Annotated in this window: 15 protein-coding genes and 1 tRNA gene; 4 read left to right on the top strand and 12 right to left on the bottom strand. The window is 71.8% G+C overall.

Going from position 1 to position 14,908, the window contains the following annotated elements:
• The first annotated feature begins 4 nt into the window (after nt 1-4).
• Together ABD327_RS06475 and ABD327_RS06480 are read left to right on the top strand one after the other, a co-directional pair.
• Nucleotides 5-1,501, top strand: coding sequence for an MFS transporter (locus ABD327_RS06475; RefSeq protein WP_344449264.1), 1,497 nt, complete (start codon nt 5-7; stop codon nt 1,499-1,501).
• Between the two features lie 124 nt (nt 1,502-1,625).
• A complete protein-coding gene (locus ABD327_RS06480; protein WP_344449265.1) occupies nt 1,626-3,002 on the top strand; it encodes a WS/DGAT/MGAT family O-acyltransferase in 1,377 nt (458 codons plus the stop codon).
• On the opposite strand, the gene ABD327_RS06485 is transcribed toward ABD327_RS06480, so the two are convergent.
• From ABD327_RS06485 to ABD327_RS06520, 8 genes are all read right to left on the bottom strand, one after another.
• Nucleotides 2,999-3,727: an amino acid ABC transporter ATP-binding protein gene (locus ABD327_RS06485; RefSeq protein WP_344449266.1), complete on the bottom strand. Its 729-nt coding sequence runs from the start codon at nt 3,725-3,727 to the stop codon at nt 2,999-3,001. The two genes, ABD327_RS06480 and ABD327_RS06485, sit on opposite strands and share 4 nt — an antisense overlap.
• A complete protein-coding gene (locus ABD327_RS06490; protein ID WP_344449267.1) occupies nt 3,727-4,587 on the bottom strand; it encodes an amino acid ABC transporter permease in 861 nt (286 codons plus the stop codon). Before ABD327_RS06490 ends, ABD327_RS06485 begins: the two co-directional genes overlap by 1 nt.
• A gap of 14 nt (nt 4,588-4,601) precedes the next feature.
• Nucleotides 4,602-5,462 (bottom strand): ABC transporter substrate-binding protein, encoded by an 861-nt coding sequence (locus ABD327_RS06495; RefSeq protein ID WP_344449268.1) that lies wholly within the window; start codon nt 5,460-5,462, stop codon nt 4,602-4,604.
• Between the two features lie 58 nt (nt 5,463-5,520).
• Entirely contained in the window at nt 5,521-6,354 is an 834-nt protein-coding gene (locus ABD327_RS06500) for an SAM hydrolase/SAM-dependent halogenase family protein (RefSeq protein WP_344449269.1), read from the bottom strand.
• Between the two features lie 83 nt (nt 6,355-6,437).
• The gene (locus ABD327_RS06505) at nt 6,438-7,310 is read right to left on the bottom strand and encodes a DUF1648 domain-containing protein (RefSeq protein WP_344449270.1); all 873 of its coding nucleotides are present in this window, start codon (nt 7,308-7,310) and stop codon (nt 6,438-6,440) included.
• Nucleotides 7,307-7,645, bottom strand: coding sequence for a GntR family transcriptional regulator (locus ABD327_RS06510; protein ID WP_344449271.1), 339 nt, complete (start codon nt 7,643-7,645; stop codon nt 7,307-7,309). Before ABD327_RS06510 ends, ABD327_RS06505 begins: the two co-directional genes overlap by 4 nt.
• Nucleotides 7,646-7,673: 28 nt before the next feature.
• The gene (locus ABD327_RS06515) at nt 7,674-9,011 is read right to left on the bottom strand and encodes an MGH1-like glycoside hydrolase domain-containing protein (protein WP_344449272.1); all 1,338 of its coding nucleotides are present in this window, start codon (nt 9,009-9,011) and stop codon (nt 7,674-7,676) included.
• 44 nt (nt 9,012-9,055) lie between these two features.
• Nucleotides 9,056-9,325 (bottom strand): YtxH domain-containing protein, encoded by a 270-nt coding sequence (locus tag ABD327_RS06520; RefSeq protein WP_344449273.1) that lies wholly within the window; start codon nt 9,323-9,325, stop codon nt 9,056-9,058.
• A gap of 134 nt (nt 9,326-9,459) precedes the next feature.
• Between ABD327_RS06520 and ABD327_RS06525 the strand changes: the two genes are divergently transcribed.
• Both ABD327_RS06525 and ABD327_RS06530 read left to right on the top strand, forming a co-directional pair.
• Nucleotides 9,460-9,532 (top strand) — tRNA-Asn (locus ABD327_RS06525).
• Nucleotides 9,533-9,801: 269 nt separating this feature from the next.
• Nucleotides 9,802-10,263: a hypothetical protein gene (locus ABD327_RS06530; RefSeq protein ID WP_344449274.1), complete on the top strand. Its 462-nt coding sequence runs from the start codon at nt 9,802-9,804 to the stop codon at nt 10,261-10,263.
• Nucleotides 10,264-10,276: 13 nt separating this feature from the next.
• Here ABD327_RS06530 and ABD327_RS06535 read toward each other — a convergent pair whose 3' ends face one another.
• From ABD327_RS06535 to ABD327_RS06550, 4 genes are read right to left on the bottom strand one after another with little or no spacing between them, the layout of a single operon-like run.
• A complete protein-coding gene (locus ABD327_RS06535) occupies nt 10,277-11,107 on the bottom strand; it encodes an HAD family hydrolase (protein WP_344449336.1) in 831 nt (276 codons plus the stop codon).
• 5 nt (nt 11,108-11,112) lie between these two features.
• Nucleotides 11,113-12,204, bottom strand: coding sequence for a cysteine protease StiP family protein (locus ABD327_RS06540; protein WP_344449275.1), 1,092 nt, complete (start codon nt 12,202-12,204; stop codon nt 11,113-11,115).
• Complete coding sequence (locus tag ABD327_RS06545) at nt 12,201-13,562, bottom strand: phosphoribosyltransferase family protein (protein ID WP_344449276.1); 1,362 nt, start codon at nt 13,560-13,562, stop codon at nt 12,201-12,203. The genes ABD327_RS06540 and ABD327_RS06545 overlap by 4 nt, the downstream gene beginning before the upstream one ends.
• A complete protein-coding gene (locus ABD327_RS06550) occupies nt 13,559-14,734 on the bottom strand; it encodes an HpcH/HpaI aldolase/citrate lyase family protein (RefSeq protein ID WP_344449277.1) in 1,176 nt (391 codons plus the stop codon). Before ABD327_RS06550 ends, ABD327_RS06545 begins: the two co-directional genes overlap by 4 nt.
• Nucleotides 14,735-14,908 lie beyond the last annotated feature (174 nt).

Consider the following 14,908-nt stretch of genomic DNA (forward strand, 5'->3'; position numbering starts at 1 on the left):
GGTCATGGGCAACCGTCGCCTCGCGATCGGAGCCGGCGGGGCGATCGTCCTGCTCGCCTCCCTCGACGCCTATGTGATCGTCACCGTCCTCACCGAGATGACGAAGGACCTCGGCATCCCCGCCAACCGTCCCGAGCGCATCACCCCCATCGTCACCGGCTTCCTGCTCGGCTACGTGGCGGCCATGCCGCTGCTGGGCCAGCTGTCGGACCGCTTCGGGCGGCGCACCGTCCTGCACGCCTGCCTCCTGGCGTTCGCGATCGGCTCGGCCGTCACCGCCGTCGCCGGGGACTTCGCGCTGCTCGTCGCCGGACGGGTCGTGCAGGGCGTCGCGGGCGGCGCCCTGCTGCCCATCACGATGGCGCTGGCCGGCGACCTGTGGTCGCAGAACCGCCGGCCGGTCGTCCTGGGCGCGGTGGGCGCCCTCCAGGAACTGGGCAGCGTCCTGGGCCCGCTGTACGGCGCGGGACTCGCCGCGGTGATCGGCTGGCGCGGGATCTTCTGGGTCAACGTGCCGCTGACGCTCATCGCGATGGCCGCGATCCACTTCACCGTCCCGTCCTCCCGGCCCGCCGAGCGGGCCCGCGTGGACGTCCCGGGCGGGCTGCTGCTGGCCGCGGGACTCGGGCTGCTGGTCGTCGGCACCTACAACGAGGAGCCGGAGAACGGCGTCCTGCCGCCGGGCGGCGCGCAGATGATCGCGGCCGGGGCGGTGCTGCTCGTCCTGTTCGGGTGGTGGGAGTCGCGGACGAAGGCCCGGCTGCTCGACCTGACCGGAGTGCGCAAGAGCCCGGTCTTCGCCGTCCTGGCCGTCAGCCTGCTGTCGGGGGCTGCGCTCATGGTCACCCTGGTGGACGTCCAGCTGATCGCCACCACCCTGCTGGAGCGCACCCCGACCGAGGGCGCGTTCCTGCTGGCGCGGTTCCTCGTCGCGCTGGCGCTCGCCGCCGTCCTCGGCGGGTTCGTCGCCCACCGGTACGGCGACCGGTGGCCGCTGACGGCCGGAATGGCGCTGGCCGCCGCCGGGTACCTGCTCGTCTCCGGCTGGCCGCTGGACCCGACGGCCGCCTCGTACGGTCCGCTGCCGCGCATGGACGTCGACCTGGCGCTGGCCGGTGCCGGGCTGGGCCTGGCCATCGCGCCGGTCTCCTCGGCGATCCTGCGGCTGGTCCCCGCCGGGCAGCACGGGGTGGCCTCCGCCGCCGTCGTGGTCGCCCGCATGATGGGGATGCTGCTGGGTATCTCTGCCCTGTCGGCATACGGCTTCCACCGTCTGCAGTCGCTCACGGCCGGGTTGACGGTCCCGATCCCCTTCGGGAATCCGGACTTCAAGGCCGAGTTCGAGGTGTACCAGGTAGGCCTGAAAGAGGCGCTGCACACCGAGTACCGCGAGATCTTCCTCATCACCTCCGGGCTCTGCCTGCTCGGCGCGGTGGTGGCCGCTGGCGTCCGGAGGCCCCCGTCCGACCTACCGCATCCGGCCAAGGAGCTCGCCGTCTGAATCCCGCCACCCCGTTGCCACGGGGCTGCGACGGTGGTTACGTCTAGTCCTGGCCGTATGTAGTGGCATCACTACATTTCACCCCCTGAGGGCGGCCGAGGAGGGACGGGACACAGTGCAGCGAATGAGCGGACTGGACGCGAGCTTCTACCTGATCGAGGACGAGAACACGCCACTGCACGTGGCGGCCGCGATCATCATGGAAGGTCCGGTGCCCGGCTACGGCGACATCGTGCGGCTGGTCGCCGCCAAACTGCCGTCCATCGAGCGCTACCGGCAGCGCGTCCGCTCCGTTCCGCTGCACCTGGGCAGACCCGTCTGGATGGACGATCCGCACTTCCAGATCCTCTACCACGTGCGGCACACCGCCGTCCCCGCGCCGGGCACCATGGACCAGCTGCGCAACCTCGCGGGCCGCCTCCTCGCCCAGCGGCTCGACCCCAAGAAACCGCTGTGGGAGCTGTGGCTGGTCGAGGGCCTGGAGGGCGGCAGGTGGGCCCTGATCGGCAAGGTCCACCACTGCATGGTCGACGGCGTCGCCGGCATGGACCTCATCGCCTCGATGTTCGACCTCGACCCCGACGCGCCCGTCCCCGAGCCCCCGGCCGAGGAGTGGGTCCCGCGCGGCGGCCCCTCCGGGCTGCGCCTGTTCGGCGAGGCCCTGGTGGACAACACGCTCGAGCCCCTGCGGCTGGCCGCCTCGCTGCCGCGCCTGGCCGGCTCGCTGCGCAGGGCCCCTCAGCTGCTCGACTACGTCGGCGGGGTCACGCGCCAGCTCGCGCGCTTCACCCGCAGGTCGGCGAGCGTGCTCAACGGGCCGCTCGGGCCGCACCGGCGCTGGGAGTGGGCCAGCCTCCCCCTGGACGACGTCCAGCGGATCCGCAAGAAGCACGGCGGGACCGTCAACGACGTGGTGCTCGCCGCCGTCACCCGGGGATTCCGCGACCAGCTCGCCGGACGGGGCGAGCTGACGCCCGACATGGTCGTCCGCTCGGGCGTGCCGGTGTCCGTCCGGGCCGAGGGCGAGCGGGGCGTGCTCAACAACCGGGTCTCGGCCATCTTCGTCAACCTGCCGGTCGGCGTGGCCGACCCCGCCGAACGCCTCCGGCTGATCCGCGAGCAGACCGACGACCTGAAGGCCACCAGCCAGGAGGTGGTCGGCGCCCAGCTCACCCGGATCACCGACGCGGCCGTGGCCCCCGCCCTCCTGGCGCTGGGCGCCCGCATCCCCGTCCGGTTGCGCAACCCCGTCGTCCAGACGATCACCACCAACGTGCCGGGCCCGGACTTCCCGCTGTACGTGCTCGGCCGCCGGATCGAGAACCTGTTCCCCTACGTCCCGCTGACCGGCGGCATCCAGGTCGGCACCGCGATCTTCAGCTACGACGGCCGGCTGAACTTCGGGGTGAGCGCCGACTTCGACGGGCAGCCCGACCTCCCGGTCTTCACCGCCGGGATCGGCAAGGGGATCGCCGAGCTGCTCAAGGCCCCGCCCGTCTAGCGCAGCCTGGCCAGGAACTCGCGGGTGCGCGGCTGCTCGGGAGCGGTGAAGATCCGCTCCGGGGAGCCGCGCTCCAGCAGGACGCCGTCGTCGAGGAAGCAGACGGTGTCGGCGATGTCGCGGGCGAAGGACATCTCGTGGGTGGCCAGGATCATCGTCATGCCCTGCTGCTTGAGTTCGCGAACGATGTCGAGCACCTCCCCGACCAGTTCGGGGTCGAGCGCCGAGGTGACCTCGTCCAGCAGCAGCACCTGGGGGCGGACCGCCAGCGCCCGCACGATCGCCACCCGCTGCTGCTGGCCGCCCGACAGCCGGTCGGGGTACTCCGCCGCCTTGTCGGCCAGGCCGAAGCGCGCCAGCAGCTCCCGCGCCTGCTCCCGCGCCTTCTTGCGGGGAGTCCCGTGCACCTTGACGGGGGCCAGGGTGATGTTCTCCAGGACGGTCATGTGCGGAAAGAGGTTGAACTGCTGGAACACCATGCCGATCTTCCGGCGGACGGCGTCCTCGTCCACGTCCACCGCGGTGAGCTCCATGCCGTCCAGGAAGATCGCCCCGTCGTCGACCTGCTCCAGCAGGTTCACGCAGCGCAGCAGCGTGGACTTGCCGGAGCCGGAGGCCCCGATGAGGCAGACGACCTCGTGCGGTTCGACCGCCAGGTCCACCCCGCGCAGGACCTGCCGTCCCCGGTAGTCCTTCCACAGGCCCTCGATCTGCAGCAGCGGCATCAGCGTCCTCCGGGGGCGCGGCGGCCTTCGGCGCGGGCCGCCAGCCAGTCGGTGAACCGCGCCATCGGCACGGTCAGCAGCACGAACAGCAGCGCCGTCGCGAGGTAGGGCGTGTAGTTGAAGGTCTTGGTGGAGTGGATCTGCGCCTGCCGCAGCGCTTCGATGACGCCGAGCACCGAGACCAGCGCGGTGTCCTTCTGCAGGGACGCGAAGTCGTTCAGCAGCGGCGGGACGACCCGGCGGACGGCCTGCGGCAGCACCACGTAACGCAGCGACTGCGCCTGGGAGAGGCCGAGCGAACGGGCGGCGGCGCGCTGGCTGGGATGGATGGAGTCGATGCCCGAGCGGAACACCTCGGCGACGTAGGCCCCGTAGGACAGGACCAGGGCGATCGCGCCCAGGACCATCGGGTCGCCGGGGGCGCCCTGCAGGTTGAGCGCGGGAACGCCGAACCCGACGAGGAAGATCAGCAGGATCGTCGGGATGCCGCGGAAGACGTCGGTGTAGGCCACGGCCAGCGCCCGCAGCGGGAAGAACGCGGGGGTCTTCACGGTGCGGACCAAAGCCACCGCCAGACCGAGCGCCAGGATGATCGGCTCGGCGATCAGGAAGATCTTGACGTTCCCCCAGAACCCCGACAGGACGTCGGGGAACGCCGCGGTGAAGTGAGGCCAGGACAGGAAGGTCTCCCGCACCCTCGGCCAGCCCGGCGAGGAGGGCAGCCCGACGGCCAGCAGGCCCAGCACCACCGCGGTGGACACTCCGGCGACCGCTCCGGAGACCACCGCCTTGCGGCGGCGCCGGGCCTCCCGGGCCAGCTGCCGTTCGCTCTTGACCCGGCTCGCCTCAGCCCGGCTCACTTCAAGACGTGACTTCACTTCAGGACGGGTGCTCCAGCGGCGGACGACAGCCACTGATCGGTGATCTGCTGCAGCCTCCCGCCGGACTTGAGCTCACCGAGCGCCTGGTTCAGGCAGCCGACCAGGGAGTTGTCCTTCTCCAGCAGCATTCCGAACTCTTCCTTCGCCCCGGCCGGAGCGAGCTGTCCGACGATCTTGGAGCCCTCGATCTGGGCGGCGGTCACGTAGAACGCGGTCGGCAGGTCGACGGCGATCAGGTCCACCTGCCCGTTCTTCAGCGCGTTGACCGCGTCGATCTGGTTGTTGAACACGCTGGGCTGCGTGGCCGGCTTGATCTGCCCCTGGACGGCGTCCAGCGAGGTGGTGCCGACCTGCACGCCGATCTTGGCGTCCTTGAGCTGCTCCTTGGCGGTGGCCCCGGCGAACTTCCCGTCCGCCAGGCCGACGACGCCCTGGGCCACGGTGTAGTAGCCGTCGGAGAAGGTGACGGCCTTCTGCCGCTCGGGAGTGATCGAGATCTGGTTGACGTCGAAGTCGAAGGTCTTCGCGCCCGGCGCGTAGGACTGCTCGAAGCCGACCTTCTCCCAGACGACCTCGTCCTTGGTGAAGCCGAGCTCCTCGGCGACGGCGTAGGCGACCGCGCTCTCGAAGCCCTCGCCGTTGGACGGGTCGTCGTTCTTGAACCACGGCTCGAAGGCGGGGGTGTCGGTGGCGACGGTCAGCTTGCCCGCGGTCTTGAGGGGCAGCCGGTCCTTGGCGCAGTTCACGGCGGCGCCGGACGGTGCGGCCTTGGTGTCGGTGTTGTCGGCCGGGGCGCAGGCCGAGGCGGCCAGGACGGCGGCCGCGGCGGGCAGGACGAGGAGACGGCGCAGCAAGACGACCTCCGGGCCTTTCATTGTTCTTCAGGGGGAAACAGGGGAAATAAGGGGGATTCTAGCTTCGCCGGATGTCACGCAGGGTCACGATCCCGCCCGCGGACAGCCCGAACCGGGCCGCCGCCGAACCCAGGTTGACGCCCAGGGCCAGCCGGCCGGAGGAGTCGGTGAACAGCAGGGGCTCGCCCTCCGGCACGGCGCCGAAGGTCGCCGCCCAGCGCACGCGGACGCCGTCCGCTTCCAGTTCGGCGCCGTACTCCAGCGGGCCGAAAGCGGCGGCCAGGTCCTGCGGGCCCGCGCCGAGGATCAGGCTGCCGAAGTCGTCGGGGTAGAGCACGGACGCGCTCAGCTCGCCTTCCCCCGTGCGCGGCTCCGGCAGTTCCAGAGGGGTCGGCGCCAGTTCCGGGCCGAACTCGGCGAGGGGAACACCGTTGGCCAGGTGGGCGGTGGCCGGGGCGAAGATGTCCCTGCCGTGGAAGGTGCTGGAGACAGTGGGCAGCCGCAGTCGGGGGTTTTCCAGGATCCGCGCCTCGGCCACTCCGCCGAGGGCCTCGGCGGCCGGGACGAGCAGGCCGTTGTCCGGGCCGACGAGGAAGTCCCCGCGCCCGGTCCGTACGGCCACCGGGTGCCGGGGGGTGCCGACCCCGGGGTCCACCACCGCCAGGTGGACCCCGACAGGCAGGTAGGGCAGCGCCTGCCGCAGCAGCATCGCGCCCTCGATGACCGCGTACTTGCTCACCTCGTCGCTGAGCACCTGGACGCGCGCATCCGGCGCGATGCGGGCGACGACTCCGGCGCAGACACCGGTGTAGGCGGCGCCGAAGTCGGTGGTGACGCTGACGTACGGGCTCGTACCGGCTCGCTCGTCCGCGGAGGCGAAGGGAAGGGTCACAGCGGGGCTTTCGCATGGGCGGAACAGGAAGGATCAGCCGATGACGCTACCAAACCGCTGATCAGCGCCCTGGTCCGCCCCGGTCAGCGGGCCTTCAGGGTGTTGAGGAGGGCCGCCCCGTCCGCGGCGCCGTCCACGCTGATGGCGAACCTGCCGCCGTTCGGGTACTCCAGCACCAGGCACTCCCCTCCGCGCAGCATCAGCGTGGCCCTGCCGGGGAGCCCGCGCAGGCCCCAGCCTCCGACCTGGGAGGGGCGCAGCTCCTCCGTCCGCGCGGCGGTGATCTTCGTCAGGCCCTTCCGCCAGACCGGGAACGCCCAGGGCCCGTAGGCGACGGCGATCCCCCGTTCGCTCACCTGCACCCGGATCGTGCCGAGGAGCACCACGAGGAGCCCGACGAGGAGCAGCACCGGGGAGAGCGGGCCCGCCGACCCGCCGAGCAGCAGCGAGACCGCGCCGCCCAGCAGGCACAGGAAGCCCACGGCGAGCAGCACGGGGCTGGTGCAGCGGGCGACCCACACGGCGCGTTCGCCGGCGGGCAGGTCCAGGGTCTCGACCGGATCGGACGGGACGTCCCTGAACGTGGTGAACCGGAGGCCCAGCCAGCCGCCCAGCAGCGGCAGCGCGACCAGCAGGACCGGCATCCACACGGGCAGGTGGCGGGCGTCCTGCCAGTCGGCCCGGTCGAGGTTCGCCCAGACCGTCATGCCCTGCAGCGCGAGCACCAGGAAGCCCAGGCCCGCCACGATGGGCGGGTTCTTACGGCTGAGCAGGACGCCCGCGATCCAGATCACGAGCGGGAGCGCCAGCGCCGCCGCCTTGGACAGGGAGCCGTCGGGCTCGCCCGCCGCGTTCCAGTGCGAGGCCAGGGGGTCCGGCAGCCTCCCCCACCACACGGCGGGGAGGGCGGCGAGGGCCAGCGCCACGACGGCGCCCGGTATCAGAAGTCTCTTCACATCTCCTCGATCATGGTCATCAGGTCCGCACGGGTGTGCCCCGCCTTCTCGGCGTCGCGGACCAGTTCCCGCACCCGGTCGATGAACTCGCCCCTGCGGTCGGCGCCGGGGATCACCCGGATGCCGCGACCGCGCCGGAACTCCAGCAGCCCCTCGTCGCGCAGCTCGCGCAGGGCGCGCAGCACGGTGTTGGGGTTGACGTCGAAGGCCGCCGCCAGATCCCGGGCGGGGGGAAGCCTCTCGGGGGCGCTGCCGTCCGCGATGGCGCGGCGCAGCGCCGCCGCCACCTGCTCGTGCAGGGGCCGGGGGTCTTCTGCTTCCAGAATCAGCAACATGGTGCTAATGAAGATAGCACCATTAGCTTCATTCGGTGGCGGTGAGCGCCTCGGGGACCGCGTCGCGGGCGGCCAGCAGGTCCAGCAGCAGCGCCGCCGTCCAGCTGTAGTCGTGGCTGCCGCGCCCCGAACCGTCGAAGGGGTCGAAGAACTCCCGGAAACCGGACTGCCGGACCAGCCGGAGCGTCCCGTCGTAGAGCAGGTCGGCGATCGAGCCGAAACCCTGCTGGAGGGCGCCCGCCCACAGCAGCCAGTTGGTGCAGGCCCAGGTGGGGCCGCGCCAGTAGGCGGCCCGGTCGAAGGCCGAGGCCTGCAGGTCGCAGGTCGGCATCGGATAGCCCGCCGCCCCGGCGAAACGCGCGGACAGCATCAGGTCGGCCAGCCTGCGGGCCATCGGCGCGGACAGGTACGGGTCCAGCAGCGGGACGAAGGAAGCCGCGGTGGCGACCCTGATCAGCTTGCCGGTCCGCAGGTCCAGCGGGTGGAAGCAGCGCTGCTCGTCGTCCCACAGGCGGCGGACCAGGGCGTCGTGCAGCCGCTCGGCGGCCTCCCGGTGCGGGACGGGATCCGCGCCCACCACCTCGGCGATCTCGGCCAGCGCGTGGGTCGAGGCCAGGTAGACGGCGTTGAAAAGGGGGTCCTCGACGAGGAACGGGTGCTCGTCCCGCAGGTACCCCGCGTCGTATCCGGAATCCCTGAAGGTGGTGACGAGCCAGACGTAACGGTCGTGGTCGACGCCGGCTGGGATGGAGCGCGGGACGGGAAGGCGCGCGTAAGAGGTGGGGGGAGGCTGGGCCGCCGCCAGCGGGCGGTCCCAGGCGGGGCTGTTGTCCATCCCCGACTCCCAGGGGTGGCAGATCGAGGCCAGCCCCTCGCCTCCCACGTCGCGGACGTCAGCGAGGTACTCGTGCTGGGCCGCCAGCTTCGGGTAGGCCCAGCGCAGGAAGTCGCGGCTGCACGCGCCGCCCGAGGAGGCGGCGGCGTGCAGCCGCAGTGCCGCGAAGGCGTGCAGCGGAGGCTGCGTGAGCGCAGAGGTCTCGACCGACCGGGGGGCGCCCGGCTGACGGCTGCTGAGCCACAGCTCGGGTCCGGGGAAATAACCCTGCCGGACGAGGCCTGCGTTGAACACGATGTGCGGAACCATCCCGTCGGCCCACTGGGCGCGAAGGAGGCCGGCGATCTCCTGCCGTGCCCTCTCCGGCCGGTACCGGGCCAGCCCGAGACTGACGAACACCGAATCCCAGCCCCACTGGTGGGGGTAGAGACCGGGCGACGGCGTCGTCGCGATCCCCGTCCAGTTGGCGTCCAGCACCCGAGTGGCCGCCTGCCAGAGGGAGGATTCGTCACCGTTCAGTCGCGGGCCCATCTGCGTGGCGTGACCCCGCGATCGTGTCCTGGCCAGTCTCCCGATCAGGTGATCAGCACTTCCTCTTCCCGGTCCCGGTGCAGCCGGTCGTTGACCCTCTGCTTGGCGGAACCGGCGACCGACCCTGCCTTCTGGGCACTGGTGCTCGCCGCCAGAGAAGCCTGCTCACGCACGCTCTCCGCCGCCGACTGCACCGACGGGTGCGCCCACAGCTCCTGGGCCGTCTTCTTGATCTGCTCGTACCGTTCACGCCCGGCACGCGATCCCATCACATACCCCACGGCGGCGCCGGTGAGGAACATCAACTGCTTCATACGGAGATCACTCCCTTTCAGTCGGCTTCACCTACACCCCCGTACCCGCCCTGCCGATAACGATGCACGAGCACCCGCCAAGATGCGCTAATGTAGACGCGCTGGCAGGGACCGAAGCCCCCAGCCAGAAGCGATCCCGCGTAGCTCAATTGGCAGAGCAGCCGGCTGTTAACCGGCAGGTTATTGGTTCGAGTCCAATCGCGGGAGCAAGTGAAAACGCAGCTCAGGCCCTGTCTCTCCGTTTCGGAGGGCGGGGCCTGAGGTGTTTCCGGGGGAATTCGGAAGTACGGGGGGGGCTCTCCCCGGGGGCCGACGTTGAAACGGGGGGCGGGGCGTGGGGGATCTCACCCTCGGGGGAGGGCGGTTCGGGGGTGGAGAAGGCCGGTTGCGGGTGGGGGTGGGGGAATTCGTGGTGGGCGTGATCACCTGGGAGGTAGGTTGGGGGCATGTCGCGGCTGCCTCGTCCTGTACGTGAAATGCTCCGGTTGGAGCGTGGTGAGAAGGTGCTCGCGCACGCTCCCACGCGCGGAGGGTCGGTGGTGGTGACCACCGGGCACGCGTTGTACGTGCCCGACGGGGGCGGGGGGTTCACGCGGGTGCCCTGGGAGAGGGTGCTGCGGGCCTCCTGGCAGGGGGACTGGCTCCATGTGTGGGGGGACGACGCGGAGCACCATGTGCGGCTCGTGGAGCCCGGATCCGTGCCCGAGGTGGTGCAGGAGAGGGTGACGTCCACCGTGGTGGTCAGCCGGCACTTCGACCTGGGGCGGGGCGGGGTGCGGATCGTGGGGCGGCGGGCCACGCACGAACGGCCGTCGCCGGCCCGCGAAGAGCTGATGTGGGCGATGGTCTTCGACGACGGCGCCGACTCGGAGGACCCGGGGACCCGGGCCGAGGCCGAGCAGCTGCTGCAGGCCGTGAGGCGGCAGGTCGGACTGTAGAAGGCCGGGCGGGTCAGGCGGGCACGTCGCGCCAGGAGCCCGTCGGGGGGACGAACGAAGGCGACAGGGCCCTGGCCAGGAGCCAGGAGATGATCTCCTCGCCCGCCAGGATCCCGGCGGCTCCGGTGACGGCCGTACCCGTGTGGGACTGCTCGTGGAGTTCGCCGTGGGCGGGGCGGACCGCCGCGTCGGCGACCTCCAGGAGCTCGGTGTCCAGGAGCGAGTCGCCGGCCGCCAGGAGGCGGGAGGCGCCCGTCCGGTGGGCGATCTCGACGGCGGCCGCGGACTTGGTGAGCGGGACGGGCAGGCAGTAGACCTTGCGGCCCTGGAGGGAGACCTTCCAGTTCCGGGCGGCGCACCAGGCGGCCAGCGCCTCCACCCAGCCGTCGGGGAGGCGGTCGCGTTCCACCACCGTGTAGACGAACAGGTCGGAGGCCGTCCGCACGCTCAGGGTGAAGTCGCCGCTGAGAGAGCGCACGTGCTCGTACACGTCGAGCATCGTCGCGCAGTCGGCGACCTTCTTGCGGACGGACGCCGACCAGGACGCGTCCTCCTCGCCGTCGACGAGCAGGAACCCGCCGTTCGCGCAGATCGCGTGGGCGGGCGGAGGGCCGGGCAGGCGTACGCGCGCGTACTGCTCGGGCGTACGGGTCGTGGTGGGGACGAGCGAGGCCGTCCGGGAGAGCAGTTCCAGGCTCGTGGCGGCCGTCGAGGTGACGAATGACAGCGGGCGCGCCTGGTACATCTCCACGCACAGCAGCCGCGGCAGCTCCGCGTCGGGGCCGGTCAGGGCCAGGGCGTTCGCGGAGTAGATGAGCGTGCGGTCCAGGTCCGCACAGGCCACGACGGTCAAGAACCGGCTCCTCTGGGTTTGATGAGCCCCACGCACGCGTAGGGGAGGTCGCCGTCCACTTCCTCGACGGGCACGCCCCTCTCCGCGGCCAGCATGCGGATGTGCGCGAGGTCGGCGCGGGCGTCGGAACGGGCCAGGATCCGCCACGGGACGCGCCGCAGCAGCACCCGGGTGGTCTCCCCCACGCCGGGTTTGACGAGGTTCACGTCGCCGATCCCGTACTCCCGGCTGATGCGGCTCACCGCTTCCCAGCCCGACCAGTCGGGTTCCTCGACCGCGGGGCGGTCCGAGGGGTCCGCCGAGGTGAAGTAGGCGCACACCCTGTCGAGGAAGAGGTTCGAGACGTCCGAGTAGGCCAGGTCCTTGTAGAACTTCGCGCCGTGGAAGTCCGCCGGGCCGATGAGGTCGCGGTTGAGGACCGTCCGGCTGACCAGGCCGGAGACGGTGGAGTTCAGGCAGGCGGAGGGGATGAGGAAGTCCTCCCGCGTCCCGTAGACGCGCACGCACCTGCCCGGGTCGGCCAGTACGGCCAGTTCCGGGGAGAACCCGCCGTCCAGTCCCTTCACGGCCTCGGCCAGCTCGCGGGTGATGGCGCCCTTGCCCGTCCAGCCGTCGACGAACATCACGTCGCGCGGGTCGTGGTGGCGGGCCAGGTGGGCCATCGCGGCCGTGTCGATGCCCCGTCCCCGGACGATGCTCACCGCGTAGTGCGGCAGGTCCAGCCCGTGGGCGTGGGCGGCCCAGCGCCGGGCGAGGACGCCGACGGGCGTCCCGGCGCGGGCCAGCGAGACGAGCACCGCGTCCGGGCCGCGCTCCTCCAGGATCCGCTCGGTGATCACCGCCACCGCCTGGGCGATCCGCGCCGCGGACTCCTCCAGCGCGGCGTGGAAGAGCATCTGGTACTCGGGCGAGGGCTGGTACTCGATGGGCAGCGACTCGGCGTAGTGCGCGGCCCCCGACTGGATCGCCTCCTCGCGCTCCTCGGTCGGCGCCTCGAGTTCCACGTCGGACAGGTCGGTCAGCAGCCAGGCCACGTCGTCGGGCCGGTAGCTGCCGAACCCGGGGCCCCTCAGCGGGTGCGCGCTCACGACGGCACCACCGCCACCAGCACCTCGGTTCCCAGCCCGCTTATCCGGCGCACCAGTCCCCGTTCGAGCCCGGGGGTGTCCCCGGCCTCGTCCACCACCACGACGACCGCGTCGAAGCCCTGGTCGACGTTGTAGGCGTAGCGCTCCCCCGGCCCGTCGGCGGGGTCGTCGTGCGCGGGGAAGACCAGCCTGCTGCGGATCGCGTAGGCGGGGTCGTCGACGGCGAGGACGGGTGAGCGCGTCGTCGTCGAGTACCGCACGTCGGTGTCCTCCAGCAGGTCGGCCAGCGCTTCGGCGAGGCGCAGCGGAGCGTACATCAGCTCTTCGAAGCCCAGGACGAGCACCCGGCGGGCGCCGTCGGGCAGCGCGGCCTCCAGCCGGGAGGCCATCGCCGGGAGCGCCTTCTCCAGCTGCTCGCGGTGCTCCGGCAGGAAGCCGTGGCGTCCGCCGTCGGGCACTCCCGCCGGCCAGCCCAGGGGAACCCTCCGCGCGCCGCCCGGCGGGCGTCCGTTCGCACGCGGCGTCTCCGCCATCTCCCGTTCGACCCGTGCGACGAGGTCCTGCCCCGCCTCGAGGACGTCCGGGGGCAGTCCGACGCCGCCGGTGACGAGCGCCACGACGTCCACGCGGGCACCGAGCTCCAGCTCGAGATCACGCATCGCGGTCCTGTCCGCCTCGTCGCGGAGGTCGGTCAGCGCGGCCACCACGTAGTGGCTCCGGGCCCGCACCGCGTGCAGTGCCCGCAGCGTGTTGCGCACCGTCTTGCCGGTCGACAGCTCGTCGTCCACCAGCACCAGCGGGCCTTGGGACTCCAGCAGCCCCGCCGGCACCGGCAGCAGCAGGTGGCTCGTGGCGTGGCTGTGCTCCTCCTCGAAGCCACCGTAGGGCGTCACCTCCGCCACGGGCCGCCGGGTGGAGTGCAGGTACACGGCCTCGCCCATGCCGTCGGCGACCCCGTGCCCCAGCGCCGTCGCGGTCTCGGCGTATCCCACGACCACGGCGCCGATCGGGCGCCGGTGGGCCGTCAGGAGGTCTCGCAGCCCGGCCGCCGCGCCCGGTTCGCCGCGCAGCGCGGCCCCGACGAACGCCCCGGCCTTCTCCCCCGGCCCGGCGTGCCCCGGCTGGAGTGCGTCGGCGACGAGGCGGCCCAGCAGCAGCGCGCTGCCGTAGACCAGCCGCGGGTCGGTGGGGACGTGCTTGCCCAGGACGGTGGAGACCAGCAGGTGCGCCCGGCGGGGGTTGCGGCGGACGGCCAGCCCGACCAGCTGCGGCAGGGTGAGCCCCACCTCGGAGGTCCCGCCGGTCAGGGCGAGGTCCAGCCGGGACGTGACCCAGCCGCCCGTCCAGGGGGCGGTCACCGGCCCACCGGATTCATCGTCTGCGCTCCCACGGCCGCCTCCAGCAGGTCCACGAAGCCGACGTCCGGCGCGGCGACGCCGAACACCTCGGCGCGGCGCAGCAGCCGTTCCGCCCAGGCCCGGTGTGGTTTGGCCTCGTTCATCTTGTTGGCGTAGCTGGAGGCCATGGCCCCTCCCGCGACGACCCCGAGGATGTCGGTGGCGTCGCTGTACTCCTCGTGCGTGACCACCGACAGGGCGTGGACGGCCCCCACGTGGCTGGGGTGGATCACGGTCTTGCCGGTCAGCCCGTTGGCCTTGTCGAGGGTGACCTCGCGGATCAGCCCGTCGAGGTCGGCGGTGAGCAGCCGGCGGCGCAGCGGGCCGGCGTCGTGTTCGTCGAAGGGCGATGATCTCAGCTGCGGTTTGAACATCCGCTCCCCGGCGGAGAAGTACTCCCAGACGGGACCTGTGACGATGTGGCCGGTCTCGTCGGCTCGGCCGAAGACGTTGACGACGTCCGAGATGAGCCCGGCGACCAGCTTGATGTCGTAGATCGTCAGTTCGCGGGGTCTGCGCAGCCCGTAGGCGGCGCACAGGTCGGTGCCGCCGAGCCGGACGGCCAGGACCTGCTCGCGGTGCCCGGCCAGCAGCAGCGCGATGTCCTGCAGGACGGTCCTGCGGCTCTCCCGGTAGAGGGCGTCGCGGGTCTCGATCACCGGCATCCCCAGCAGCCTGACCCCGCTCAGCTCCGAGGCCTCGGCCAACGCGTCCAGGTGCCTTCTGCCGCCGGACGCCTCGAACTTCGGCAGGACGAACCCGCTGAGCAGGGCGGCGGCGGGGCCGAGCCGGCGGGCGAGGGCGGTGATCTGGCCGGGTTCGCGGATCCGGACGAACAGGAGCGGCGCCTCGTCGGGGTCGAGTTCGCGCAGCTGGGCGACGAGGTTGTCCTCGGCGCCGGGCACCTCCGCGTCGGCGATGGAGTCCTCCAGGCAGACGACCATGCTGCGCACCCCCTGGCGGGCGCATTTGACGATGTCGGCGGCGAGGGCGGGACGGGTGGCGGGACTGTAAAGGGTCGCGCCGAGCGCCACCGCCAGCACGTCCGGATTCGCGTTCCGGTCGAACTCGCGGGGTTGGAGGTGGAACAGCTCCGCGCGGCGCGCGGCGTCGATATGGTCGAAATGACGCACGGCTCAGCTACCTTCCCGTTCGTTCTGGCCGCACAACGTAGGGACCACGCTCGCAGTTCCGCCTTCGCAGGCCAACGGCCGAGATTCTACCCAAAGGGTTATTAACTTCCCGAAAACGCTGTTAGCGCTCGGTTAACAGAACGCATCCGGAAACAACGGGGCCCCGGCCGGATC

The organism is Actinocorallia aurantiaca, assembly GCF_039533685.1.
GTDB classification, from domain to species: Bacteria; Actinomycetota; Actinomycetes; order Streptosporangiales; family Streptosporangiaceae; genus Actinocorallia; species Actinocorallia aurantiaca.

Excerpts from the sequence above, each read along its gene's own strand:
- ABD327_RS06530 (WP_344449274.1), top strand. The coding sequence starts at position 9,802 with ATGCTCCGGTTGGAGCGTGGTGAGAAGGTGCTCGCGCACGCTCCCACG.
- ABD327_RS06485 (WP_344449266.1), bottom strand. The coding sequence starts at position 3,727 with ATGCCGCTGCTGCAGATCGAGGGCCTGTGGAAGGACTACCGGGGACGG.
- ABD327_RS06515 (WP_344449272.1), bottom strand. The coding sequence starts at position 9,011 with ATGGGCCCGCGACTGAACGGTGACGAATCCTCCCTCTGGCAGGCGGCC.
- ABD327_RS06510 (WP_344449271.1), bottom strand. The coding sequence starts at position 7,645 with ATGTTGCTGATTCTGGAAGCAGAAGACCCCCGGCCCCTGCACGAGCAG.
- ABD327_RS06520 (WP_344449273.1), bottom strand. The coding sequence starts at position 9,325 with ATGAAGCAGTTGATGTTCCTCACCGGCGCCGCCGTGGGGTATGTGATG.
- ABD327_RS06480 (WP_344449265.1), top strand. The coding sequence starts at position 1,626 with ATGAGCGGACTGGACGCGAGCTTCTACCTGATCGAGGACGAGAACACG.
- ABD327_RS06475 (WP_344449264.1), top strand. The coding sequence starts at position 5 with ATGGGCAACCGTCGCCTCGCGATCGGAGCCGGCGGGGCGATCGTCCTG.